Here is a 25270-nt window from a genome sequence, read left to right as displayed (position 1 = left end):
CCGCTCCGGGAACGTTTCAGATCAGCAGATGTGGGTCAGCCCAGTGTCGCAAGACCCGGGAAAGTCTCCAGCAACCACCAGCTGAAGGCCGTAAACAGACCAGTGATCAGCATGATCCCAACAAACAGCAGCAACCCGCCCATCACCTTTTCGATTGTTCCCATATAGGGTTTGATCCGGTTCATGACCGACATCGAACGGTTGAGGAACATGGCTGCCGCCAGAAACGGTATCCCAAGCCCCGCCGCATAGATCCCCAGCAACAGGGTTCCGCGCGCCACCGACGCCTCGGACGCGGCCAGCGAAAGAATCGCCCCGAGTTGCGGTCCGATACAGGGCGTCCAACCAAAAGCAAAGGCAAGCCCAAGGATATAGGCGCCAAAGACCGACCCCCCCGAGTCGCCGGTTTCCATGCGGGCCTCACGATCAAGCAGAGGAATGCGGAACACGTTCAGAAAATGGAGCCCGAACACAATGACCACGGCCCCCGAAAGCTTGGCGAAAAGCTCCTGATTCGACAGAACAAACGCACCGAACACCGATGCAGTGAAACCCAGCAGCAGAAAGACGGTGGACAAGCCCAAGACGAAAAACAATGCCGCCAGGGTGGCCTTGCGCCGTGCCTGCGTCTGATCCCGCATTTCGTTGATCGTGACGCCACTCATATAGGCCAGATACGGCGGCACGATCGGCAGAACACAAGGTGACAGAAAGCTGATGACCCCACCGAGCATCGCGATGAACATGGCGGGCAGCAGGCCCGCATCAATGATATCGATTCCGAACATGTAACTGCACATATGTCATGATTGCGCGCGCGTCACGTGGCCATGCGGTCACATCCCCGTGCTCTGGCCGCTGGACAGGAGCACCATGGAAGAATATCTGGCGCATATGACCAAGATAAACGAAACACTGGATGCATTGGGCCTGTTGTGCCCCTTGCCTGTTCTCAAGGCCCGCAAGCGGCTGAAATCCATGCCGGACGGCGCGGTTCTTCGCATTCTGGCGGATGACCCGGCCGCGATAATCGACGTGCCGCATTTTTGCACCGAATCCGGGCACGCCCTGCTGTCAACTGGCGAGGACGGTAACCACCAGTTTTATTTGGTCCGAAAGGGCGGATAGAACAAAGGCGGGCCGCCCGGACCCGCCTTGTTCAGGTTCAAAAGATCAGTTACCCGCAGACCACCAACCACGGCGTTTGGGTTTGGGCGGTTCCGCAGGTTGCGACGGTTCTTCCGCCACCATTTCGAACTCGGGCTCGGCTTCGGTCGGTTCGTCCGGTTCTTCGGCGACAGGCACTTCTGTTTCTGTCTTTTCCGCCTCGTCCGCGGTCGCTGCAGTTTCCTCGATGACCGGAGCGGATGCCGGATCGGCTTGATCCGGCTCAACCTCGGCTATTGCTTCCGGCTCCGGAATGGTGGCCTCCGCTTCCTCAGGCAGCACGTCCACCGCGCCTGGTTCCTGTGGCTGATCGGTGGTCGCCTCTGCGGTCGCATCTTCGGCGCTTGCCACCTCGGTTGCCTCGGCTTCGGCGGCTTGCTCCGCCTCGTCGCCCTTCCCGGCCTCCGGCTCTGACTCTCCCGCATCGGACGCACTTTCGGATGCTGAGGCCGATTCCTCGGCTTCCGCAACTTCGTCCTTTTTCTTCCGTCGCGGCGCGCGGCGTTTCTTGCGCTTCGGCGTATCTTCCTGCGCCACTTCCTCTGCCGGTTCTTCGGGCGCGCGCTCTGTTGGCTGTTCTTCGTCCTCGTCGCTTTCGGACGTGGCCTCCTGGCTCTCGCTCACATCGGCGGCATCGCCGCTTCCGCTCCCCTTTTTGCGACGCCGGCGGCGGCGCTTGCGCTTGGCTTTTGCTCTTCCTCGGTCTGAGCGGTTTCTTCTTCCTCAATTTCATCCGCGTCCACCTGATTCATCAATGAGGCGTCCACCGAAACAACCGGGGTCGTCGGTTCGGGAACTACGCGGATGGCAGTCTTGAATTTTTCCATCGAGAAATCCGGGCTGACCAGGTGCACATCGCCCTCAATTCGCACGGACAAGCCATAGCGCGCTTCGATCTGCGCGATATGTTCGCGTTTCTGATTCATCAGGAAATTCGCGATTCCCACCGGACACCGTACCAGAACCTCGCGCGAGCGGCGGCGGGTGCCTTCTTCTTCAATCTGGCGCAGAATAGACAACGCCATATTGTCATCCGACCGGATCAGACCGGTACCGTGGCAAGACGGACAAGGCTGTGTCGTCGCTTCGAGCATTCCGGGGCGCAGCCGCTGCCGACTCATTTCCAGCAGCCCAAATCCCGAAATGCGCCCGACCTGAATACGCGCGCGGTCGGTCTTGAGCTTGTCTTTCAGACGCTTTTCGACGGCCGCGTTGTTCTTGCGTTCGTCCATGTCGATGAAATCGATGACGATCAGCCCGGCAAGGTCGCGCAAACGCAGCTGGCGCGCGACTTCTTCAGCCGCCTCCAGATTGGTCTTGAGCGCGGTCTCCTCGATCGAACCTTCCTTGGTGGCCCGACCCGAGTTCACGTCGATCGCCACCAATGCCTCGGTCACGCCGATCACGATATAACCACCCGATTTCAGCTGCACCGTCGGATTGAACATCGAACTCAGGTAGCTTTCCACCTGATAGCGCGCGAACAGAGGCAGCGCGTCCTCATAGCGCTTCACGTTCTTGGCGTGGGACGGCATGATCATCTTCATGAAGTCCTTGGCGATGCGATAGCCCGCTTCGCCCTCGACCAGGACCTCGTCGATATCCCGATTGTACAGATCCCGGATCGAACGTTTGATCAGGTCGCCTTCCTCATAGATCTTGGCCGGCGCAATGGATTTCAGCGTCAGTTCGCGAATCTGTTCCCACAGGCGTTGCAGGTATTCATAGTCGCGCTTGATCTCGGATTTGGTCCTTTTGGCGCCCGCGGTTCGGATGATCAGCCCCGCGCCGGTCGGCACGTCGATTTCCGACGCGATATCCTTGAGCTTTTTCCGATCCACCGCATTGGTGATCTTGCGGCTGATACCGCCGCCACGCGCGGTATTCGGCATCAATACGCAATAGCGGCCCGCCAGTGACAGATAGGTGGTCAGGGCCGCACCCTTGTTGCCACGCTCTTCCTTGACGACCTGCACCAGCAGAACCTGACGGACCTTGATGACTTCCTGGATCTTGTAACGGCGCGGGCGTGGCTTGCGCGGCGGTCGAATATCCTCGCTATCGTCCTCGTCGGCCACCGACTCGATGCTGTCGTCCTTGTCGCTAGCATCGACACCACCGACGTCGTCGTCATCCTCGGTCTCGGTTTCGTCGTCCGAAAACTCTACCTCGGTCTCTTCACCGGCGTCAGTCACCTGGTCTTCGACCGGTTCGTCCCGAGAAACCTCTTCGATCGCTTCGCCGGCCTCATCTTCAGCGGCTTCAGACTGATCAGAAACCGCATCAGCGGCAATGGATTCCGCAGGATCCGACGGCTCTTCGACAGGTGTGTCCGCCACCAGTTCAATCGGGGATGTCCCTTCGGGCACCTCCGCCTCGGCGGCTTCGTCATCCTCTCCCAGATCGATCGTTTCCATACCGGTGGGTTCCGAGACCACATCCTTGGTCTCGACCGGATCGTTTGATTTGAAATCCTCCGCCTTGGTGCGCGAACGCGACCGGCGCTTTTTCGGTTTTCCCTCGTCCGCCTCATCACGCGCCTTCATCGCCTCTGCATAGGCGCGCTCTTCCTCCATCAGCGCCTCGCGGTCGGCGACGGGGATCTGGTAATAGTCCGGGTGAATTTCGGAAAACGCCAGGAACCCGTGCCGGTTCCCGCCATAGTCGACAAAGGCCGCCTGCAGCGACGGCTCGACCCGTGTTACTTTTGCAAGATAGATGTTGCCGGCAAGCTGGCGTTTGTTTTCGGATTCAAAGTCAAACTCCTCAACCTTGTTCCCGTCCACCACCACGACGCGGGTTTCCTCCGCGTGGGTGGCATCGATAAGCATTTTCTTAGCCATGTGTCCTTGTTGCACCGCGCCAAACGCGTTGTCCTTACCCGTCCGGGCGGACAGGCGCTTTTGGGGTGGTGTCTTGTCAGGGCGATATCGGACGGCGCGCGGCAGGGTCTGGCGCTGTGGCCCCCTGCCCGTTCTCTCGATCGTCGCGCGCGCGTCATCGCGGTTCTTCTCCGACAGGCGCGAATTGCCGCTGCCTGCCCATTTATTCCTTTCACCCGGGGTTCCCGGGCTCAGGCACTCCACTGCCCCAGCCGGGGCACAATCGGTCTGCTGAACCGCGAGGACTTGATCCTCAGCAACGGATCAGCAGCGAAACTCAAAGATGCGGGACTTCAGGGCATAAATACGCCCGGCCCGTCCGGTCACCATAAAGGCAGATCTGTGGAAAATACAATGGGCAAACTGCGCGCCCACCAGACAAGACCCTAAAGGAATCCCTTCATCTGGGCAAAAATATCCCGGGGGTGAATTGAGCGGAAGGCTCAAGAGGGGGCTGGCCCCCTCTCTCGAATCTCATAAATAATCCGATCGTTGCAGGCCATACTTGGCCATTTTCTCGTTCAGAGTCCGGCGCGGCAGGCACAATTCGTCCATCACCGACGCGATCGAACCCTTGTGACGGCGCATGGTGTTGTCGATCAGCATCCGCTCGAACGCCTCGACATATTCCTTAAGCGGTTTGCCTTCGGTCGTCATGACCGGCTGCATCTCTTCGTGGTCCGACATCAACAGCGAGGCAATGGTTCCCGAACCGCGCCGCGATTGCAGCACTGCGCGTTCGGCGATGTTGATCAACTGACGCACGTTGCCGGGCCACGGCGCCTGCAACAACTGCGCCGCCTCCTGAGCGCTCACCTGCGGAGCATCGCAGCCGTATTCCTCGGCGAACTGCTCGCTCAGGCGCGTGAAAAGCGTCAGAATATCCTCGCCGCGCTGGCGCAGGGGCGGCATGGTAATACGCAGGGCGGCCAGACGATAAAACAAATCCGGGCGCAGCACGTCCTCGCTCGTTTTGCCGGCCTCCTGCAGGTTCGAGATGGCGACGATCCGGGTTTCCGCCGGTGTCCCCTGTTCATTCATCACGCTCAGCAGCCGGGCTTGCAACGTGTCGCTCAGCGCCTCGACATCTTCCAGTACCAGCGTGCCGCCGCGCGCCTCTTCTATCGCAGGCAACTGGCTGTCCTCGGGCAGCATCGGGCCGAAAAGGCGCTTGGACAGGGCGTCCTCTTCCAAGGCAGCGCAGGACACCAGTACGAACTTCTTGCCCGCACGGCTGCCGACGGCGTGAAGGGCATGGGCGCAAAGGGTCTTGCCGGTTCCAGTTTCGCCATCGATCAGCACATGGCCATCGGCCTGCCCCAGGTCCAGGATATCCTCGCGCAGACGCTCCATCACGGGGCTTGCACCAATCAGTTTCCTCATGATCTGGGTTCCGCCCGACAATTCGCGCCGAAGCGCGCGGTTGTCGAGCGTCAGGCGCCGCGCATTGCTGGCGCGCTTGGCCAGTTCCGACATCCGGTCAGGGTTGAACGGTTTTTCCAGGAAATCGAATGCTCCAACGCGCATCGCTTCGACCGCCATCGGAACGTCGCCATGGCCGGTGATCATGATGACCGGCAAGGTACTGTCCGAGCCCATCAGCTTTTTCAGAAACTGAATACCGTCCATCCCCGGCATCTTGATGTCCGAGATCACGATCCCCGGGTAATCCGGCCCAAGCACCTTGAGCGCCTCTTCGGCGCTGGCGAATGTTTCGGTGTCATATCCGGAAAGCGCCAGCCATTGACTGATCGACTGGCGCATGTCCTGTTCGTCATCGACGATGGCAATCTTCATGGCCTGTGCCATAGTTTTTCCTCGTTATTCAGCGGCCTCCAGGCCGTCCTTGTCCAAAATCGGCAACTGCATCTCGAAAACGGCGCCGCCATTCTGCGCATTGCGCGCCGTCAGCCTTCCGCCATGGTCGTTCACGATCCCGGACGAGATGGCAAGCCCCAGACCGACCCCATCCCCGGGTTGCTTGGTCGTATAAAACGGTTCGAACAGGTTCTCGATATCCTCGATTCCGTACCCGTTGTCACGCACCGTCAGAACCGCCATATCCCCAGCCGCCAGGATGATTTCCACATCCGGCTCCGCCACTGATTTGGTGGCATCCAGCGCATTTCGCAAGAGGTTGACCATGACCTGCTCGATTCGCATTCGATCCCCCATGACCAGCACCGGCGCCTCAGGCAGAATCTGGGTGATCTTGACGTGCCGCTGCCGCAGCTGCGGCTCCATCATGGACAGCGACGAGGCCAGCGCATCGCCAAGGTTTACAGGCGAAAACGCATCCGCCCCCTTGCGCGCATAGGATTTGAGCTGACGCGTGATCGCCCCCATCCGTTCGATCAGACCGTCGATCCGGCCAAAGCTAGCCAGCGCCTCTTCGGGACGGTTTCGGCGCAGCAAAAGACGCGCCCCGGCAAGATAGGTTTTCATCGCCGCCAGCGGTTGATTCAGTTCGTGGCTGACCGCCGCCGACATCTCTCCCAATGCGGCCAGTTTCGAGCTTTGCGCAAGCGTTTGCTCGGCCACTTCCAGCGTCTTTTCAACCCGTTCGCGCTCAGCAATTTCCCGCTGCAGCCTTGCATTCAGTGCGCGAAGCTCCGCCGACTCGCGCTGAAACAGCGCCATACGCAAGGCGGTGCGGCGGCTGAGCGCATAGAAGGCCAATGCCAAAAGAATCGCGAACCCCATGATTTCCAGCGCCAAAACGCTGTTCACCCGCTCACGGATCGAGGCATAGGTGGTGAACGAGGTCATCTGCCAACCCCGGAAAGGTATACGGGATTCCATCCTCATGACCGCCTCGCCCTGCAGATAGGCATCCGCTGGCAATCCGCTCCAGTCAGTGGTCGCCCGGATGGCGCGCTGAATGGCGGTCTGCGGCGTCTGTCGCCGCAACGCCTCATCCTCGTTCAGACCGCGCCAGCGGGGTTCGGTGGACAGGATAATGTCTCCGGTACTGTCCGTGACCATCACCGCATCCGAAATTCCCGCCCAGGCCCGTTCGAATTTCTGCAAATCCACTTCGACGGCGATGACCCCAAGCACATCAGAGCCGCTTGCGATACGCCGCGAATAGAAAAATCTGTATCCCCCGGATTCCCGTCGGATCACTGAAAATATGGTCGCGTTGGAGCGCAGCGCTTCCACGAAATACGGCATGTTGCGATGGGTTTCCCCCAACCGGTTCCGGTCAGTCGCGGCGACCGACCGGCCATCCCGGTCCAGCAACATCAGCGACGCCGCGCCGATCTCTTCGACAAACGAAATCAGGCGCTGTGTGGATAGCGAAAAGTCATGCGACTGCAGCGCCGATATCAGTGTCGGATCACGCGCCAGAAGCTGTGGCACAATGGCATTGCGGCGCAGCTCGCTAAGCAGGTTGCCGGAATACAGCGCCAGACGCAGTTCCGCGCGGTTTCGCGTGCTTTCCGTGAACCTCTGCGTCAGCAGCGTATTGGTTGTCCAAACCGTGATAACCGCAAGCAACAGCAGGGACAAAACGACAGTGCGCAATCGCCAGCCCAGCGAACTGGTCTGCACCCACGACATGCGTTCCTTGTCGAATTTCTGATCGCCGGAGTTCATAAGCCGAGGCTACGCCGCCTCGCCCGTTATCACAAGTCAGGCCGGTGCCAAAACCCCCGCCAATGCGCGAAACAGCGCCGTTCCGTCCGTACCGCCATGCCCCGGGTCCGCGGCGCGCTCGGGATGTGGCATCATGCCCAGAACCCTCCGGTTTTCCGACAGAATTCCGGCAATATCGCTGCAGGACCCGTTTGGGTTTTCGGTATAGGTAAATGCGATCCGGTCCTGATCCCGCAATGCGGAAAGGGTTTCATCATCTGCAAAGTAATTGCCATCATGGTGGGCAATCGGAATGCTGATGACGTCACCTGCATTGTAGCCCTGGGTAAAGACGCTGTCGCTGGTCTCGACCCTGAGGCCCACTGTGCGGCAGATGTATTTCAGCCCCGCATTCCGCAGCAGCGCGCCAGGCAGGATGCCGGTCTCGGTCAGGATCTGAAAGCCATTGCAGATACCGGCGGCATATCCGCCGCGCTCAGTGTGCTCGACCACCGCCTTGCAGATCGGCGATTGTGCTGCGATTGCGCCGCAACGCAAATAGTCTCCGTAGGAAAATCCGCCGGGAACGCCGACGATATCAATCCCTTTCGGCAGGGTGGCATCCTTGTGCCAGACCATATCGACCTGAAATCCCGCCTGCTCGAAGGCCACGGCGAGGTCACGGTCACAATTCGATCCGGGGAATACGACTACGGCTGCGCGCATGGCAGGTCCTCCTAGGTCTCAAAATCGGTGATGACGGCCACGCCCGGAGGCGCGGGCCGGTCAAAAGCGGCAAGCTCGTCGCTTGCCTGGCTCAGGGCGATGGTTCGGGTCACAAGCGGGCTAAGATCAACCTGCCCGCCCGCAATCAGATTCAGAAGCGACGGATACCGCCAGCTTGGCATGCCGCGGGTACCATAAACGGCGAGCTGCCCGGAATAGAGCACGTCCATCGGCAGCGACATTTGTGTGTGCGCGCCAGCGGGCATCCCGATCTGAACCATCCGGCCCAGCTTTCGCAGCGACCGCATCGTGGCCACGGTCGTCGTCTCGATGCCAAGCGCCTCGATCCCGACATGTGCCCCGCCGCCAGTGATCTCGCGCACCGCCTGCGGCGCATCGCAGGTTGCGGCATTCACAACCGCGTCCGCACCCAGCTTGCGGGCATAGTCGAGCTTGTCTTCGCTGATATCAACCACGGCAACGCGCGCGCCAAGCGCACGGCCCAGCAGCAAGGCCGACACGCCAACCCCGCCGCCACCGAACACCGCCAGCCATTCACCGGGCTGAATCGCAGCACGTCCCACCAGGGCCTGCCAGGCGGTCGTCACCCGGCAGCCAAGCGCCGCGGCAATTTCAGGCGCGAGCATATCCGGCAGCTCTGTCAGATTGGTATCGGCATAGGAAACCGCGACCAATTCGGCAAAAGCTCCGTTGCAGGTAAATCCGGGTACGATCTGGCTGGCACAGGTCGTCTGATTTCCCGCCGCGCAATCACCGCATTTTCCACAGGCCAGGATGAAGGGCGCGATCACCCGGTCACCAACGCGCCAGCGCACGACATTCGCGCCAACCGCAACCACCTCGCCACAGAATTCATGGCCGGGTATCATCGGCAACCGGACATCCGGGTCGGAGCCGGTCCAGGCATGCCAGTCCGACCGGCAAACACCACAAGCCAGGACGCGCAGCACCACTCCGTCCGCATCCGGTTCCGAATCCGGCACGGTCGTCAGCTCAAGCGGCTGGCGAAAGGCGGTCAGACGCGCGGCCCGCATCCGTCAGACCAGTTCGATCTCGTAACGTTCGATCACGGTATTGGCGAGCAGCTTTTCGCACATTTCGGCGACATCGGCCTCGGTTGCACCTGCGGCCAGTTCCAGATCGATCACCTTGCCCTGACGCACGCCCTCGACCTTGTCGAAACCCATTGCGCCCAATGCATGGCGCACCGCTTCGCCCTGCGGGTCCAGAACCCCGTTCTTCAGCATTACATGCACCCGTGCCTTCATCTTTTCCGTCCTTCGGCTCGCTTGAGAAACCCTTTGGGCTTCGTCATTCTTCAATTACTCGAACGCAACGCCCGCGCCCCGGGCAACGCGCTCAGTTGATCAGCGTCGGCTTGGCAACCTGGCTTTTCGGCAGCACGCCCAGACGGCGCGCCACTTCGGAATAGGCATCCGTCAGGTTGCCCAGATCACGGCGGAACACGTCCTTGTCCAGTTTCTGGCCGGTCTCGATATCCCACAGGCGACAGCTGTCGGGGCTGATCTCGTCGGCTACGATCAGACGCTGGAAATCGCCGTCATAGACCCGGCCGATCTCGATCTTGAAATCGATCAGCCGGATACCGACAGCCAGCATCATGCCGCTCATGAAATCGTTGACCCGCAGCGCCAGGCTCAGAATGTCGTCCATGTCCTGCTGACCGGCCCAGCCGAAGGCGGCGATATGCTCTTCGGTCACCAGCGGATCGCCCAGACTGTCGTCCTTATAGCAATATTCCACGATCGGGCGCGGCAGTTGGGTACCTTCGGCAATACCCAGGCGCTTGCTCATCGACCCGGCGGCATAGTTGCGCACGATCACCTCCAGCGGGATGATTTCGCAAGAGCGCACCAGTTGTTCGCGCATGTTCAGACGGCGGATGAAATGGGTCGGCACGCCGATCTGATTCAGACCGGTCATGAAGAATTCGCTCAGACGATTGTTGAGCACGCCCTTGCCCTCGATGACATCCTTCTTTTCCGCATTGAACGCGGTGGCGTCATCCTTGAAATACTGCACGATGGTTCCCGGCTCAGGGCCTTCATACAGGATCTTCGCCTTGCCTTCATATATCTTCTTGCGACGCGCCATGTGCGACCCTTCCGGATTGAAGCGAGGGATTGAGTCCCTCTGCGTTGGCGCCCTCATAAGCCAAGCGCCGTTGTGTCGCAAGCTGGCGACACCCCCTTGCGGATGCGGCATAGCGGCGTCATACGTAATTTGAGGAAGAATTATTCTAAGGGGACGCATCCCATGACCACATTCGACGAACGCGAAGCCGCGTTTGAAGCCAAATTCGCCCATGATGAGCAGATGCAGTTTCTTGCCCGGATGCGCCGCAACCGGTTCATGGCCGTCTGGGCCTCGGCCCTCAAGGGCGAAACCGTCGAACAGGCCAAGAAATACGGGCAGCAATTGGTTCGCACCGATCTTCAGCATGTCAGCGAAGACGATGTGGTGGATGCGGTTCTGGGCTATCTTGGTGATCTGGCGGACGAGCAAACCGTGCGTCTGAAGATGGCCGAGCTTCTGGTCGAGGCCAAAGAACAGGTTCTGTCCGAAGCCGATCTGTGATCCAAGGCCGACAGGCCAGCCGGCCCGGCGCTGGCCTCATGATCTTCATGAGATTTATGAGTTTGATTTGACGCCCCGTTTGTGAGAAACGGGGCGTCTCACTTTTTAGTGATTGCAAATATTCTTATTGTGGATCGCGACCATGACCAATTCTCTTGCTGATCTTCTCGCAAGTTCAGATCCCATCCTTGCGGATGGAGCAACCGGCACCAACCTGTTCAATATGGGCCTGCAATCAGGCGATGCGCCGGAGTTGTGGAATACCGATGCACCCGACAAGATCCGCGCTCTCTACAAGGGATCGGTCGATGCCGGCAGCGATCTGTTTTTGACCAACACCTTCGGCGGCACCGCAGCGCGCCTGAAACTGCACGATGCGCAAACCCGTGTGCGCGAACTGAACCGCATCGGCGCCGAACTGGGCCGCGAGGTCGCCGACAAGGCAGGCCGCACGGTGATCGTGGCCGGATCGGTCGGCCCGACAGGCGAAATCATGGAACCCGTTGGCAGCCTGACCCACGCCGCGGCGGTCGAAATGTTTCATGAACAGGCCGAAGGTCTGAAGGAAGGCGGCGTCGACGTACTGTGGCTGGAAACCATTTCGGCCCCAGAAGAATTTCGCGCCGCTGCCGAGGCCTTTGCGCTGGCGGATATGCCCTGGTGCGGCACCATGAGCTTTGACACTGCCGGGCGCACCATGATGGGGGTAACTTCGGCCGATCTGGCGCAGTTGGTCGAAACCCTGCCCAATCCGCCACTGGCTTTCGGCGCAAATTGCGGGACCGGCGCGTCGGATATCCTGCGCACGGTCTTGGGCTTCGTGGCGCAGGGCACCGAGCGCCCGATCATCTCAAAAGGCAACGCAGGTATTCCGAAATATGTGGACGGACACATCCACTATGACGGAACACCCGAGCTGATGGGCCACTATGCGGCCATGGCGCGCGATTCCGGGGCAAAGATCATCGGCGGGTGCTGCGGCACCATGCCTGAACATCTGCGCAAGATGCGCGAGGCGCTGGATACCGAACCGCGCGGCGAGCGCCCGACACTGGATCAGATCACGGCGGCCCTCGGCCCGTTCACCTCGGCCTCGGACGGCACGGGCGACGAATCCGCCGGCCCGGACAGACGGTCTCGCCGCCGCCGCCGTGCCTGATTATTGCCCGACACCGGGCGCCTGCAACAGCGCCCGGACCTGGGCCGTCGGAACACCAAAATTCGACCCGCCGAATTCGGGAATGATGGCAGCATTGACTGCCACCACCTCGCCCCGCAGATTGAGGACCGGTCCACCACTGCCGCCATGCGTGGTTTCCGCGTCATAGACAATGGCCGCAACGGTTGCCTGACCGACAATTCCCCGGCTGGACAGGGGCGACATCAGGCCCGCCTCAGACAACCGGGCGGCGACGTCCCAAAATCCGGTCTCGCCGCGCTCCCGAAGCGCCGCCACGAACTCTTCGCCCGACTGCGCCAGCAGGGACATCAATCCGGTCGGATACCCCATGACCAGTACCTCCTGCCCCGGAACGGGCACAGCATCGGCCAGCGGGATACCCGGCGGCAGTGAACTGACGTCTGCTGGCACAAGCAGCGCCAGATCTGCGGTGTCGCTGACGGCCTGGGGCGTCAGATGGATCGGATCGGTTCGGCCCGGAAAATACCCTATGAACCGGGTCAGAACCGGTTCCATCGCCTCACCGCCCATGCGCACTCCCGGCTCCTGATCCCAGGGAACGGCGACATGGCGGTTGGTCACGATCAAATCATGCCCCGCAAGGACAAATCCGGTTCCGTTGAACTGCACTTCGGCCACCGGACCGTTACCTTCAAGCGACAGCATCGGCTGACCGTTCGGCAAACGGATCGGCACCCTCTCGGCATCCACAACCTGCCGCAGCATCTGGCCGCTGTCCCTATGGCGCAGACCATAGCCGCCCTGCAGGAAGGCCACGGATACCGCCGCGTCGCGCACCACCCGCATCGCCGCTCCCGTGCGCGCCTCAAGTGTTTGCAGACGTTCGGCATTGACGGACAAGCGGGTACGCAGATCTTCCTGCAACGCCTTCAGATCCCCGGAACTGATCGCATCGCGCTGCGTCTCCGACAGAGCCGCCGCCAGAGAATCGACCTGCATCTGCCCCGTTTGCAGTTGCGCGCGCAGCGCCCTGTCCGCCCGGAATTGAAATCCAACCGCAACGATCAACCCGATCAGCACAAGCATTACCGCAAATCGAAACAGCAAGGTGGTATCCGTGACAATACGGCGAACCACCTCTGTCATTGCCCGCAACACCCGGCTGGCAAGAGAGCGTCGGCTACTTCGCAGATAACACAGAGCATCGTCCAGAATTTCGCCAAATGTCAGCTTTGGATGGGTTTGATCGTCATATATGCGAAGCCGCGACAAGGGGCCGAATTCGCCGAATTCAATCATATCGCCCTGGCGCAGATCTGCCCGTTGAACCGCGCGCCGGTTGACCCAGATATCAATTTCGCCAGACGCTTCGACCGAAAACCTTTCGCAATCCCGCTGCACGCGCGCGGCGAACTGTCCGTCCGGCAGCTGCGCGCCGGGCAGCAAAACGCGAATTCCGCCAGACCGGTCCAGCCAGATGTCCATCGCATCGGCTGTGATCCAGGAGTAGTGGCCGCGATTCTTTCCCGTGAGATGTTCTAGAACCGCCGCGCAGGGGCTGAGGGTCGGCGCGGTCATGTTCCGATCATGACGCGCGCCCGCCCCCATCTGTCAATGGTTTAGCGACCTTCGAACTTTGCCGGGCGTTTTTCCAGAAATGCCACCACGCCTTCGGCAAAATCGCGGGTGCGCCCGCATTCGCCCTGCAAATGCGCCTCGGCCGCCAACTGGTCAGGCAATGTCCGGTCATAGGTACCCCGGATCGCTTTCTTGATCGCAGCGAAACCGGCGGTTGGACCATTGGCCAGATAGGTCGCGCGCCCGCGCCAATGGGCCTCGAAATCATCATCCGCCACCGATTCCCAGATGAGACCCCAATCATCCGCCTGGCGCGCACTGATCCTGTCGGCAAAAAGTGCAGCGCCCATAGCCTTGGCGAACCCCATCTGGCGCGGCATGAACCATGTGCCGCCTGCATCCGGCATCAAGCCGATCCGCGCAAAAGCCTGCAGAAAATAGGCGCGTTCTGTCGCGATCACCACATCGGCACACAAGGCCAGATTTGCCCCTGCCCCGGCGGCAGGGCCGTTGACGGCGGCAATCGTCGGCACCGGGCAGTCATAGACCGATTGCAGCATCGGCTCGTATTCATCCCGCAACGCGCGCTCCAGATCGATCTTGCCTGTACTGGATGCATCGCCAAGATCCTGGCCGGTACAAAAAGCGTCGCCCGCGCCGGTCAGAACAATGGCGCGGGCGCTGCGCGCCCCTTCATGCATCGCATAGGTGATCTCGGCCCGCATCTGGGCGGTCAGCGCGTTCATCTTTTCGGGCCGGTTCAACGTCAGAACCGCCAGGTTCCCGGCGATCTCGAACGTTATGGTGTCGTACTGCATGAAATGCCCCTCGCCTGCGTTCCTGTCGAACGCAAACTGGCGCAAGCTGACGTGCAGGGAAAGCGGAACCGCGCGTCACTCTTCGAGAATTTGACGCAACCGTTCCTTTTCCTGATCGCTCAGGGCCTTCTCAGCGGCAGGCGCTTTTCTGCTCGACCGATTGCGAACGAAACGCCATCCCATGGCCGCAGCCACCAAAAGCATGGCAGGCCCCGCCAGCCACAAAAGCCAGTTCGCCCCTTGGGCCGTAGGCCTGAGCAGAACGTATTCCCCATAACGTTCGACAATGAAATCAATCGCCTCTTTGTCCGTGTCGCCCGCCACCAAACGTTCACGAACCAAAATCCGCAGATCACGGGCCAACTCGGCATTGCTCTCGTCAATGCTTTCGTTCCGGCAAACCAGACAGCGCAATCCCTGGCTCAAATCGCGCGCGCGCTCTTCCAGAACCGGATCGTCCAGAACTTCATCGGGCTGCACTGCCAGAACCGGCCCCGCCAGGAACAAAAGGATCAGGATCAGCCGTTTCATTCCGCAGGCACTCCGGCATGAGGGGATTTTCGGGCACCGGCGGCAACCCGGAATCGCCGGTCTGACAGGGACAGAACCCCGCCAAGCGCCATCAGGATCGAGCCCCCCCAGATCCAGTTGGCCAGCGGTTTGATATAGGTCCGCATCGTCCAGCTTCCGTCCTGCTGGCGATCACCGATGACAACATAGACGTCCCGCAGGAAACGATAGTCGATGGCGGCTTCGGTCGTTGGCATACGTGACACGGGATAGTCCCGTTTTTCGGGATTGAGGGTTGTGACATAGCGCCCGTTCTTTTCGACCTTCACCGATCCCATCGTCGAGAAATAGTTCGGGCCTTCGACACGCTGCACATCTTCAAGCGTCAGGGTGAAGCCGCCCACCTCGAACGGTTCGCCTAAACGGGCCACGCGAATATCCTCGACCTCCCAGGCCATCAGCCCTGCAATCGCGAACATGGTGATGCCCAGCCCCGAATGCGCGACCGCCTTGCCCCAATCGGCGCGCGGCAGGCGCATCATGCGCGCCAAACTGCCTTTGCGGCCTGTCCGGCTCCACAAATCGACGGCGGCGCCAAAGGTGATCCATGCGCCCAGGAACAGGCCCACAGGCCCCAGCGCGCTGCGTCCGGACTGCATGACCCAGACCAGCAACATCAATGCGACGGCAAGACCGAAAGCATAACGCAGAGACCAGGCGACCTTGCCCAGCTTGCCCCGTTTCCACGGCAGCATGGAGCCAAGCGGCAGGGCAATTCCAAGGGCTACCATGAACGGCGTGAATGCAGCGTTGAAGAACGGTGCACCGACCGACAGTTTGCGGCCAAAGGCCATTTCGGCGACGATCGGCCAGAGAGTGCCGAAGAACACGACGAAACACGCCACGGCAAGCAGGATATTGTTCAGCACCAGCGCGCTTTCGCGGCTGACCATTCCGAACACGCCTTTCGCCTCCATCGCCTGCGCCCTGGCGGCAAAAAGCGTCAGCGAGCCACCGATAAACAGCGCCAGAATGATCAGGATGAACACGCCCCGCTCCGGGTCATTGGCAAAGGCGTGGACCGAAGTCAAAAGTCCGGAACGCACAATGAACGTGCCGATCAGCGAAAACCCGAATGCGATGATCGCCAGCAGAATAGTCCAGCTTTTCAACGCCTCGCGCTTTTCCACCACGATGGCCGAGTGCAGCAGCGCGGCCGCCAGAAGCCAAGGCATGAACGACGCATTCTCGACCGGGTCCCAGAACCAGAACCCGCCCCAGCCCAGTTCGTAATAAGCCCACCACGATCCCAGCGCGATGCCAATTGTCAGAAAAATCCACGCGGCCAGCGTCCAGGGGCGCACCCAGCGGCCCCAGGCGGCATCGATCCTGCCTTCGATCAGGGCGGCCACGGCAAAACTGAAGGCCATGCTGAGCCCGACATATCCCAGATAAAGAAATGGCGGATGAAAGGCCAATCCCGGATCCTGTAGCAACGGGTTGAGATCCTGCCCGTCAAAGGGCGGCACAATCAATCGCAGAAACGGGTTTGAAGTGAACAAGATAAACCCGAAAAAGGCCACCGCGATAGCCGACTGCACCGCCAGAACACGCGCCTTCAGGGTCGGCGGCAGCCCGCCACCGAACCAGGCCGCCATGGCTCCGAATAGGGTGACGATCAGAACCCACAACAGCATCGAGCCTTCGTGATTCCCCCATGTGCCGCTGATCTTGTAAATCATCGGCTTGGCAGAATGGCTGTTCTGCACAACGATCTGCAATGAAAAATCAGATGTGACGAAAGCCCAAACCAGAGCACCGAACGCGAAGGCGGTCAGCAGGAACTGCGCCGTCGCGGCGGGTTCCGCCATCGCCATCCATCCGGACCAGCGTTTATGGGCTCCAACGAGCGGGACAACTGATTGCACAATGGCAACCAGAAAGGCGAGGATCAGGGCGAAGTGGCCAAGCTCTGTAATCATGGCCCGACATATACTGCGCGGGCCCGGCATGTTCCAATCACTTTCGCCCTCAGGCCGCGCACAAAGTGTCGCGGCTCACACCCCGCGCCGCCTGCGCCATTCTTCAAGCGCCGGATTCTCCTGCGCCTCAACCGAAGACAACGTCATGGCGGCATCGCTTCCGGGATCAGCAACGCCCGGGTCATCCGCCCTTATCCGGTCTATGGTTGCGATGTTTCGGGCAAATTGCGGCACCCGCGCGGCCACCCCGGCAATCTCGCGTTGAAAGTCCTGCGTCTTGGCCTGGTGCCGCGCCCCGAAATAGAAAGACACGATCACGCCCAGCAGCCACCAAAGCGGCTCGGGCACAAGGGCAAGGCCTTGCATCCGTTCGGCAAACCACAGCGGATCAATCATTGCCGCAACGAACAGCCCCAGCGTTCCAAATGCCAGCGCCGGACGTGGCAACCGGTTCAGACCGTCGACGAACCGGTCGAACACTCCCTCTCGCGGCACTGAAAACTCCGCACCGAATTGCTCCATCGCCTGTGTTTGCAAGGTCAACTGGCGCCCTGCCCCGGCCTCGGCATTCTCGCGGAATACTCCGGCGGTTTCGGCAACCACGTTGCGGCTGTTTCCAAACAGAAAACCCAGAATTCCCGAAATCAGTCCCATGCCGCGGTCCTTTCCCGAAATTCCTCCTCACCCAGATGATAGCGGGGCGAAATAAAGGCTTCGGCCCGTCTGATCCAGCCGCCCTTGCCGCCGTTCCGGGTGCGCACATATTTCCGCGACGGCGGTCTATGATCCGCAAGCCGGAAATAATAATTCCTGCGCGCTATGCCGTAGGCATCCCGTAAAACCGGACCATCTGGTCGAGACGCCGTAAAAGCCGCGTGCATCGTCTGTGGTCCGATCGCCCCATCGACAGCGATTTCGAAACCCATGTCCCGCAACAGGATTTGCAGAATCCGCACCGCCTGCGCACCGGCATTGACATACATGTCAAAAAGCGGCGCCTGCAGCGCATCCGGCATCTCTCCGATCCGGGGGTTCTGATAGTAGTGCTCCAGAAAAATCCCAACAGCCTGATTCCGCGACAATTGCCGGACATCCGAAATCCCGATCGCCCCATCCTTATCCAGATCCAGCCCCAAACGACGCATCGTGTGGATAGTTATCCCGAAATTGGTCGCGCCGCCCGGGTCGTCCGGGTCGTTCACGAAACCACCTTCCCGCTTTACGATATCTTCGGCGATCTGTCTGACCGTCTGCATCTTGAACCCTCCGCAAACCCACGAAAACGCTGAGGTAAAACGATAAACCCCAGGACAACAAAAAGGGCGCTGCAACTGCAACGCCCTGTCCAGACCTTTGGATTTACCCTGATGAAGCGCGATCAGCTTTCGCCGGCTTCCTTATAGACGCCCTGATCCTTGAGCGCGTCCACGACCTCTTTCGGCATATACGTTTCATCGTGTTTCGCAAGAATTTCAGTTGCTTCGAACACGCCGTTCACATAGCGGCCGGTGCCAATCATGCCCTGGTTCTCGGCGAAAAGGTCGGGCAGCACACCGGTAAACACCACCGGCACACTTTCGCCGCCATCGGTGACCGAAAACTTCACCGCCTCTCCTTGGCCGCGCACCAGCGTGCCTTCTTCGACCAGCCCGCCCATCCGGAACACTTCATCCGGTCCCGGTGGTTCGGCGATGATCTGACTGGGCGCGCGGAAAAAGTTGATGCCGTCGCGCATCGCATACCCAATCAAACCTGTCGCCAGCGCAAGGGCCACCGCGGCCAGCAGAATAACTTGTACGCGACGTCGTTTCTTGAGCGATTTCATGTCGTCCTCACGGGAATAGCGGAGCCATCATCAGACCCCTCGTTTCAGGCTCACCTAACATCAGGTTGGCGTTCTGCAAGGCCTGCCCGCTGCTACCTTTTGTCAGGTTATCCAGCGCGCCGACTACGATGGCGCGCCGTTCGATCCGATCCGCCGTCACTCCGATATGGCAGAAATTGGAACCGCGCACATGATGCGTGGAAGGTGCCTCGCCAAAGGGCAGCATCCGGATGAAAGGTTCATTTTCATAGGCGTTGCAAAGCGTTTCATAAACGCTCTGCGGATCTCCATGCACATATGTGGTGGCCAGAATGCCCCGGTTTGCCGGGATCAGATGCGGCGTGAATTGCACATGCACCGTACGTCCGGCGATCTTGGAGAATTCCTGATCGAATTCACCCAAATGCCGGTGCGTGCCGCCGATGGCATAGGCGTTATAGCCTTCGCTCAGCTCGGCGTGCAGGAGGTTTTCCTTCAACGCCCGCCCTGCCCCGGAAACCGCACATTTCAGATCGAGAATGATGTCATCCAGATCGATCACCCCCGCCGAAATCAGGGGCCGCAGAACATATTGGCCTGTCGCGGCATTACAGCCGGTGCCCGCCACCAGCCGCGCGCCTCTGATCTCATCGCGATAGAACTCGGTCAGGCCATAGACGGCCTCGGCCTGACACTCCAACGCGGCATGCGGATTGCCGTACCATTTCTGGTATTCGGCCGGGTCGCGCAGCCGGAAATCAGCCGAGAGATCGACAATTTTCAGCGACTTCGGAAGATCACGTACAATCTCCTGGCTGGTTTTGTGCGGCAAGGCGCAGAAACACAGGTCGATCTGAGCGAAATCGATCTCTTCGATTTTGCACAGGTCCGGCAGGTCGAGATGCCGCAGATGCGGAAATACCTGTGCCATGCTCTGGCCCGCCTTGCGCTCGGCGGCAAGCGCAGCGATTTCCATGCTCGGGTGTTCGGCGATCAACCGCACCAGTTCGGCGCCGGTATAGCCGGATGCGCCCAGAATTGCGATTTTGTGGGTCATGTCAGACCTCTTCTCTTGGATGTCACATGATTTGACCGCCGATGTGACGGTCACGGGAATAGATAACCGGATGAACGCCGTCCTTGACCGAAGTCACGCGGCTTCGAAGCTGATCTGTCGTCGGAGAAACTGAGTCGCCCGGTCGCTGACAAAACCGGGCTTGCCGGTGGTCACGAAACCACCCTCGCCCTCGCCCATCATGTCGGGGTGACGCTGTAGATAGTCGGCAAGGCTGTCGGCCACCAGAGATCCCTGGCAGAAGACCTTCACATCCTCACCCAACGCGGCCTGAAAGGTCGCCTCCATCAGCGGATAGTGCGTGCATCCGAGAATGGCTGCCTGCGGATGCGGCATCTTGCGCTTCAGCGCATCCACATGGCTGCGCACCAGCGCCTCGGCCAGGATCATGTCGCCGTCTTCGATGGCATCGACCACACCGCCGCAGCTCTGCGCTTCGACATCCACACCGATGGCGCGGAACGCCAGTTCTCTCTGGAACGCGCGGCTCGCCACTGTAGCAGGCGTCGCAAACAAAGCCACATGTTTGGTTTCGACCTCGCGCGGTGGCGAGTTGTCGCCCCATTGCCGCTCGGTCAGCGCCTCGATCAAAGGCACGAACACACCCAGAACCCGCTTGCCCGGAGGAACGCCTTCTTCCTGCATCCGCCGCAGGGCCGCGGCGCTGGCGGTGTTGCAGGCCAGAATCACCAGATTGCAGCCCCGATCCCAGAGATCGTGTACCGCCTTGCGCGTCAGTTGATAGATATCCTCGGCATCCCGCACACCATAAGGCGCGTGGGCGCTGTCCGCGAAATACAAAAACTCCACATCCGGCAGGCGTTTCTGCGCGGCGTTCAGGACGGTCAGCCCGCCCAAACCGGAATCAAAGATGCCTACTGCCATTTGCCCCTTCAGGCGCGATGCCGTTCCTCGAATTCATAGCCATAGTCATACGACTCCAGCGGCTCCGGAGACAGCTCATACGTGGCTTTGCGCAGAAAATCCATCATCTTGCGCGTATCTCGCGACAACGGGTCCAGAATGTCACGTCCGATGGGCATTCCGACGACCACGCGTACAGAGGTATCGACGCGTTTGTTGAACTCTTTGATCAGCAACCCCATCCGCAAAGTACTGTGCAGATGGCTTGCGATCTGAAACAGGCGTGACGTGTGGCCGTCAAAGAAAAGCGGCACCACCACCGCGTTGGATTTTCCGATCATGCGCGCCGTGAACCCGCGCCAGCCGGGGTCCATCGGATGCGAAAACATCCGGGCCGACGTACTGACAGTGCCGCCGGGAAAAATGCCGATCGCCCCGCCCCCGTCCAGATAGTCCAGCGACTCCGTCCGGGTTTTAAGGTTGGTCTTGACCGCCTCTTTCGTCTCTTCAAAGGAGACAGGGAGTATCACCCTGTCCAGATCCTGCGCCTTGCGGAACACCCGGTTCGCCAGAATTCTGAATTCTCCCCGCGTCTGCGACAGGATATGACCCATCATCAGCCCATCGAGAATTCCGTAGGGATGATTGGCGATCAGGATCAGGGGGCCGTGGCTGGGAATATTCGACAGCGACCCACCGGCGACATCCAGCGTCAGACCATAGCGATCGGCCATAACCTCCCAGAAATCCCGCCCCGCGGCGACCTCGTTCTCATACCCGTCCGCGCGTCTGATCAGCCTCAGCCGTCCCGTCGCATTTTCCATCAGTCGGATCATGGCGCGCCCGCCGCGCGTGGCGGCGGAATGAGCATAGGTGATGTCGCGTGCAATATGACGGCGCGATGGCATGACTTTCTCCGAATCGATGCCCGCTGGATAAGGGCGGGCTCCGTTCTTGCATAGCCTTCATGACCGGAGTGTGACGGATTACTCCGCCGCCTTTTTCACCTCCGGCCCGCCCTGGCGGATCACCGCCAGCAATTCTTCGCGCCGTTTTGCGGCCCTGGCCTCATTCGCCTTCATCACAGGCCCGAACCCCCGGATATCCAGCGGCAAACGGGCCAGAGCGATGATGGCGTCCCGGGTTTGCGACGACAGCATCGGCAGGACTTCTTTCATGTCCTTCTCGTATTGACGGATCAGCGCCCGCTCCAACCTGCGCTCGGCGCTATAGCCAAAGATGTCGAGCGGCGTGCCCCGCAGCCCCTTCATCCGCGCCATCAGCTTGAGTGGCCCAAGCATCCATTCACCATATTCACGCTTTTTCGGGCGCCCATCCGGTCCCTTCCCGCCAAGGATCGGAGGGGCCAGATGCAGAGTCATCCTGAAGTCGCCGTCGAATTCCTCGGCGGCTTTCTCGCGACTGCTCAGCAGCATCCGGGCGACTTCGTATTCGTCCTTGTAGGCCAACAGCTTGTGATAACCCTCGGCCACCGCTTCCCTGAGTTCCACATCCTCGATACCATCCACCAGCCTGCGATAGCGCCCTGCCAGTCGCTTGCCCTGATACGCCACCAGATGATCGGCGCGGAAATTGATCTTTTCCTCAGGCGTTTTCGGCAGGTCCACCACGTTTGGCGCAACGATATTCGCCACCTCACCGGGATGCAGCACCGCCCACCGTCCGATTTCAAAGGCACGCTTGTTGCGCTCCACTGCGGCCCCGTTCAATTCGATCGCCTGTAGGATCGCATCATGGCTGATCGGCAACAACCCACGCTGCCAGGCGGCGCCAAATATCATCATGTTGGAGTAGATGGAATCGCCCATAACCGCACGCGCAAGTGCCGAGGCGTCAATCAGATCAAGCCGGTCTTTCAACCGCGCCTCCAGCGCCAATGCCAACCGGTCCGCAGGGATCTGGAACTCCGTATCTCGCGTGAAATCGCCTGTGATGATTTCGTGACTGTTGACAACGGCCCCGGTTTTTCCCGTCTGCGTCAGACCCAGTGTCTTGGCTCCGGCGGACACCACCAGATCGCCTCCGATCAGCGTATGCGCCTCGCCCGTGGCGACCCGGATGGCGCTGATGTCTTCGGGTTTGTTTGCCAGCCGGCAGTTGATCTGAACTGCCCCGCCCTTTTGGGCCAGACCGGCCATTTCCATCATGCCCGCGCCCTTGCCGTCGATCTGTGCCGCCTGCGCCAGCACCGCGCCGATGGTCACGACGCCGGTGCCCCCGACGCCGGTTATGACAACGTTATGGGTGCCGTTGATCTCGGGCAGCGTCGGTTGCGGAAGGTGCGGAATGTCGATCTCGGTTGTGGCCTCTTTGCGGAGCTTGGCCCCTTCAAGTGTCACGAAGGACGGACAAAACCCATTCAGGCATGAAAAATCCTTGTTACAACTTGACTGATCGATGGCGCGTTTGCGACCCAGTTCGGTTTCTTTTGGAACAATGGAAACACAGTTCGATTGAACGCCGCAATCTCCGCATCCCTCACAGATGTCCGTGTTGATGAAAACGCGCTTGTCCGGATCGGGGAATGTTCCCCGCTTGCGGCGGCGGCGCTTTTCGGCGGCGCAGGTCTGAACATAGACGATGACGGACACACCTTCGATGTCCCGAAACGTCTTTTGAACATTCGGCAGCTCGGCCCGCTCGAATGTCTTCACACCCGAAGGCAGCGCCTTGAAATCCACATCCTCTTTTTCGTCATAGACAACTGCAATGTGCCTGACGCCCATCGCTTCCACTTCCCGCACGATCCGGTCGGCGGTCAGGTCGCCTTCGTTCTGCTGCCCACCGGTCATCGCAACCGCGTCATTGAACAGGATCTTGAAGGTAATATTCGTCCCGGCCGCCAAAGCGGCCCGGATCGCCTGAACACCGGAGTGGTTATAGGTACCGTCGCCAAGATTCTGGAATACATGATTGGTTTTCGAAAACGGTGCTTCGCCGACCCAGTTCGCGCCCTCGCCACCCATCTGGGTGAACCCGGTCGTGTTGCGATCCATCCACTGCACCATATAGTGGCACCCGATCCCGGCATAGGCCCGGCTGCCCTCGGGCACCTTGGTCGAACTGTTATGCGGACAGCCGGAACAGAAATACGGCAGCCGAGACGCGATTTCCTGCGCGTTGTCGGCGCGGCGGGCGTCATCCAGCTTGCTCAGCCCGGCACGAATCCCGTCGGTGTCATGCCCCTCTTCGATCAGGATTTGCCCAATCTTTTCGGCAATCATGACCGGATCCAGCGCGCCGCGCGTCGGGAACAGTTCCTCACGGTGCATCGTACCCGCACCGCCCTTGTACCAGCCATAAACGCGACGTCCGCGACGGTCGTCAAAGATCGCCTCTTTGACCTGCACCTCGATCAGCTTGCGCTTTTCCTCGACGATGATGATCAGGTCCAGCCCCTCGGCCCAGTCATGAAAACCCTTCATGTCAAGCGGGAAAGTCTGACCGATTTTGTAGGTCGTTATTCCCAGACGCTCGGCTTCATTCTCATCGATATGCAACAAGGACATCGCATGGACGAGATCGAGCCAGTTCTTGCCCGCGGCAGCGATGCCGATCTTGGCGCCGGGCTTGCCCCACATACGCCTGTCCATCTTGTTTGCATGCGAGAACGTTTCCGCCGCAAAGCGTTTGTAATCGATGATGCGCGCCTCTTGCAGGTGCGGAGTATCGCCAAGCCGGATGTTCAACCCGCCTTCGGGCATATCAAATTCAGGGACGACCAGTTGCATGCGACCGGGACTTCCGTCCACCACCGACGTTACCTCGATCGTGTCCTTCATGGTCTTGAGACCCACCCAGAGACCAGCAAACCGGCTCAACGCAAACCCGTAAATGCCAAAATCAAGGATTTCCTGCACGCCCGCGGGACTGACAACCGGCATATACATATCGACCAGCGACCATTCCGATTGGTGCAATACGGTCGAGCTTTCACCGGTATGGTCATCCCCCATGGCCATCAGCACACCGCCATGCTTGCCGGTTCCCGCCATGTTGGCGTGGCGCATGACATCACCCGAGCGGTCGACTCCCGGCCCTTTGCCGTACCAGAGACCATATACGCCGTCGAATTTTCCGTCGCCGCGAAGGCCGGCCTGTTGACTACCCCAAAGGGCGGTGGCGGCCAGATCCTCGTTCAGACCGTATTGGAACAGGACGTCGCTCTCGGTCAGTTGTTTCTGTGCCCGGCTCATCTGAAGATCCACCGCCCCCATGGGCGATCCACGATACCCGGTGACCAATCCGGCGGTATTCAATCCTGCCCGCCGGTCCCGTTCTTTCTGCATGAGCATCAGACGCACGAGCGCCTGGGTTCCGTTCAAAAGAACAGGACTCTTTTCCAGATCGAACCTGTCATTGAGCGATATTTTTTGCTGACTCACCTGACGTCTCCCCTCGCCAAATAGCGTGCGATAACCTGTTTCGATATTAGGTCATAAATTCTGACCTGTATAGGTGATATTTCCTATTTCCGTTACAGCCTCATCGTTTGAGTGTGGAA

At 60.0% G+C, this 25270-nt stretch carries 21 protein-coding genes and 1 pseudogene; 3 read left to right on the top strand and 19 right to left on the bottom strand.

The features are described from left to right. Positions 1-35: 35 nt before the first annotated feature. Positions 36-788 carry a cytochrome c biogenesis CcdA family protein gene (locus ACR0AO_RS04590; RefSeq protein WP_480600381.1) on the bottom strand — a complete coding sequence of 251 codons (753 nt, stop codon included), beginning with the start codon at positions 786-788 and terminating at the stop codon, positions 36-38. 106 nt (positions 789-894) lie between these two features. Here ACR0AO_RS04590 and ACR0AO_RS04585 point away from each other — a divergent pair, with 106 nt between their 5' ends. Beyond that, positions 895-1128, top strand: a complete 234-nt coding sequence (locus tag ACR0AO_RS04585; protein ID WP_480600864.1) for a sulfurtransferase TusA family protein — start codon at positions 895-897, stop codon at positions 1126-1128. A 45-nt stretch (positions 1129-1173) separates the two neighbouring features. Here the strand turns inward: ACR0AO_RS04585 and ACR0AO_RS04580 are convergent. The 7 genes and pseudogenes from ACR0AO_RS04580 to purC form a co-directional block, all read right to left on the bottom strand. Continuing rightward, positions 1174-4010 (bottom strand): annotated as a pseudogene (locus ACR0AO_RS04580) (Rne/Rng family ribonuclease). Between the two features lie 513 nt (positions 4011-4523). Then, positions 4524-5858: a sigma-54-dependent transcriptional regulator gene (locus ACR0AO_RS04575; RefSeq protein ID WP_480600378.1), complete on the bottom strand. Its 1335-nt coding sequence runs from the start codon at positions 5856-5858 to the stop codon at positions 4524-4526. A 12-nt stretch (positions 5859-5870) separates the two neighbouring features. Beyond that, positions 5871-7649, bottom strand: a complete 1779-nt coding sequence (locus ACR0AO_RS04570; protein ID WP_480600376.1) for a sensor histidine kinase — start codon at positions 7647-7649, stop codon at positions 5871-5873. A gap of 36 nt (positions 7650-7685) precedes the next feature. Beyond that, positions 7686-8354, bottom strand: coding sequence for a phosphoribosylformylglycinamidine synthase subunit PurQ (gene purQ, locus ACR0AO_RS04565; protein ID WP_480600374.1), 669 nt, complete (start codon positions 8352-8354; stop codon positions 7686-7688). 11 nt (positions 8355-8365) lie between these two features. Next, positions 8366-9409: a zinc-dependent alcohol dehydrogenase family protein gene (locus tag ACR0AO_RS04560; protein ID WP_480600372.1), complete on the bottom strand. Its 1044-nt coding sequence runs from the start codon at positions 9407-9409 to the stop codon at positions 8366-8368. Positions 9410-9412: 3 nt separating this feature from the next. Next, complete coding sequence (purS, locus tag ACR0AO_RS04555) at positions 9413-9643, bottom strand: phosphoribosylformylglycinamidine synthase subunit PurS (RefSeq protein WP_480600369.1); 231 nt, start codon at positions 9641-9643, stop codon at positions 9413-9415. Between the two features lie 91 nt (positions 9644-9734). Further along, a complete protein-coding gene (purC, locus tag ACR0AO_RS04550) occupies positions 9735-10490 on the bottom strand; it encodes a phosphoribosylaminoimidazolesuccinocarboxamide synthase (RefSeq protein WP_480600367.1) in 756 nt (251 codons plus the stop codon). Positions 10491-10652: 162 nt separating this feature from the next. On the opposite strand from purC, the gene ACR0AO_RS04545 reads away from it, so the two are divergent. Then, positions 10653-10973 (top strand): DUF1476 domain-containing protein, encoded by a 321-nt coding sequence (locus ACR0AO_RS04545; RefSeq protein WP_480600364.1) that lies wholly within the window; start codon positions 10653-10655, stop codon positions 10971-10973. A 142-nt stretch (positions 10974-11115) separates the two neighbouring features. Beyond that, a complete protein-coding gene (gene bmt, locus ACR0AO_RS04540) occupies positions 11116-12132 on the top strand; it encodes a betaine--homocysteine S-methyltransferase (RefSeq protein WP_480600362.1) in 1017 nt (338 codons plus the stop codon). Here the strand turns inward: bmt and ACR0AO_RS04535 are convergent, their stop codons facing one another. From ACR0AO_RS04535 to ACR0AO_RS04485, 11 genes are all read right to left on the bottom strand, one after another. Further along, entirely contained in the window at positions 12133-13692 is a 1560-nt protein-coding gene (locus ACR0AO_RS04535; protein ID WP_480600359.1) for a S1 family peptidase, read from the bottom strand. Between the two features lie 41 nt (positions 13693-13733). Further along, positions 13734-14510 carry an enoyl-CoA hydratase-related protein gene (locus tag ACR0AO_RS04530; RefSeq protein WP_480600356.1) on the bottom strand — a complete coding sequence of 259 codons (777 nt, stop codon included), beginning with the start codon at positions 14508-14510 and terminating at the stop codon, positions 13734-13736. Positions 14511-14585: 75 nt separating this feature from the next. Next, positions 14586-15041 (bottom strand): cytochrome c-type biogenesis protein, encoded by a 456-nt coding sequence (locus ACR0AO_RS04525; protein ID WP_480600354.1) that lies wholly within the window; start codon positions 15039-15041, stop codon positions 14586-14588. Beyond that, positions 15038-17002 (bottom strand): heme lyase CcmF/NrfE family subunit, encoded by a 1965-nt coding sequence (locus ACR0AO_RS04520; protein WP_480600352.1) that lies wholly within the window; start codon positions 17000-17002, stop codon positions 15038-15040. The genes ACR0AO_RS04525 and ACR0AO_RS04520 overlap by 4 nt, the downstream gene beginning before the upstream one ends. Before the next feature lie 75 nt (positions 17003-17077). Further along, positions 17078-17656: a holin family protein gene (locus ACR0AO_RS04515; RefSeq protein ID WP_480600350.1), complete on the bottom strand. Its 579-nt coding sequence runs from the start codon at positions 17654-17656 to the stop codon at positions 17078-17080. Continuing rightward, positions 17647-18258: a holin-associated N-acetylmuramidase gene (locus ACR0AO_RS04510; protein WP_480600347.1), complete on the bottom strand. Its 612-nt coding sequence runs from the start codon at positions 18256-18258 to the stop codon at positions 17647-17649. Before ACR0AO_RS04510 ends, ACR0AO_RS04515 begins: the two co-directional genes overlap by 10 nt. A 122-nt stretch (positions 18259-18380) precedes the next feature. Further along, positions 18381-18827 carry a cytochrome c maturation protein CcmE gene (gene ccmE, locus ACR0AO_RS04505; protein WP_480600344.1) on the bottom strand — a complete coding sequence of 149 codons (447 nt, stop codon included), beginning with the start codon at positions 18825-18827 and terminating at the stop codon, positions 18381-18383. Between the two features lie 7 nt (positions 18828-18834). Further along, positions 18835-19863: an N-acetyl-gamma-glutamyl-phosphate reductase gene (gene argC / locus ACR0AO_RS04500; RefSeq protein ID WP_480600342.1), complete on the bottom strand. Its 1029-nt coding sequence runs from the start codon at positions 19861-19863 to the stop codon at positions 18835-18837. A 93-nt stretch (positions 19864-19956) separates the two neighbouring features. Next, positions 19957-20766 carry a glutamate racemase gene (locus tag ACR0AO_RS04495; protein ID WP_480600340.1) on the bottom strand — a complete coding sequence of 270 codons (810 nt, stop codon included), beginning with the start codon at positions 20764-20766 and terminating at the stop codon, positions 19957-19959. Positions 20767-20774: 8 nt separating this feature from the next. Continuing rightward, the gene (locus ACR0AO_RS04490) at positions 20775-21653 is read right to left on the bottom strand and encodes a lysophospholipid acyltransferase family protein (RefSeq protein ID WP_480600338.1); all 879 of its coding nucleotides are present in this window, start codon (positions 21651-21653) and stop codon (positions 20775-20777) included. Positions 21654-21731: 78 nt separating this feature from the next. After that, positions 21732-25151, bottom strand: coding sequence for an indolepyruvate ferredoxin oxidoreductase family protein (locus tag ACR0AO_RS04485; protein ID WP_480600336.1), 3420 nt, complete (start codon positions 25149-25151; stop codon positions 21732-21734). Positions 25152-25270 lie beyond the last annotated feature (119 nt).

The sequence above is a fragment of the Ruegeria sp. AF8 genome (genome assembly GCF_056541825.1).
This window is presented reverse-complemented; position numbering and strand designations above follow the sequence as displayed.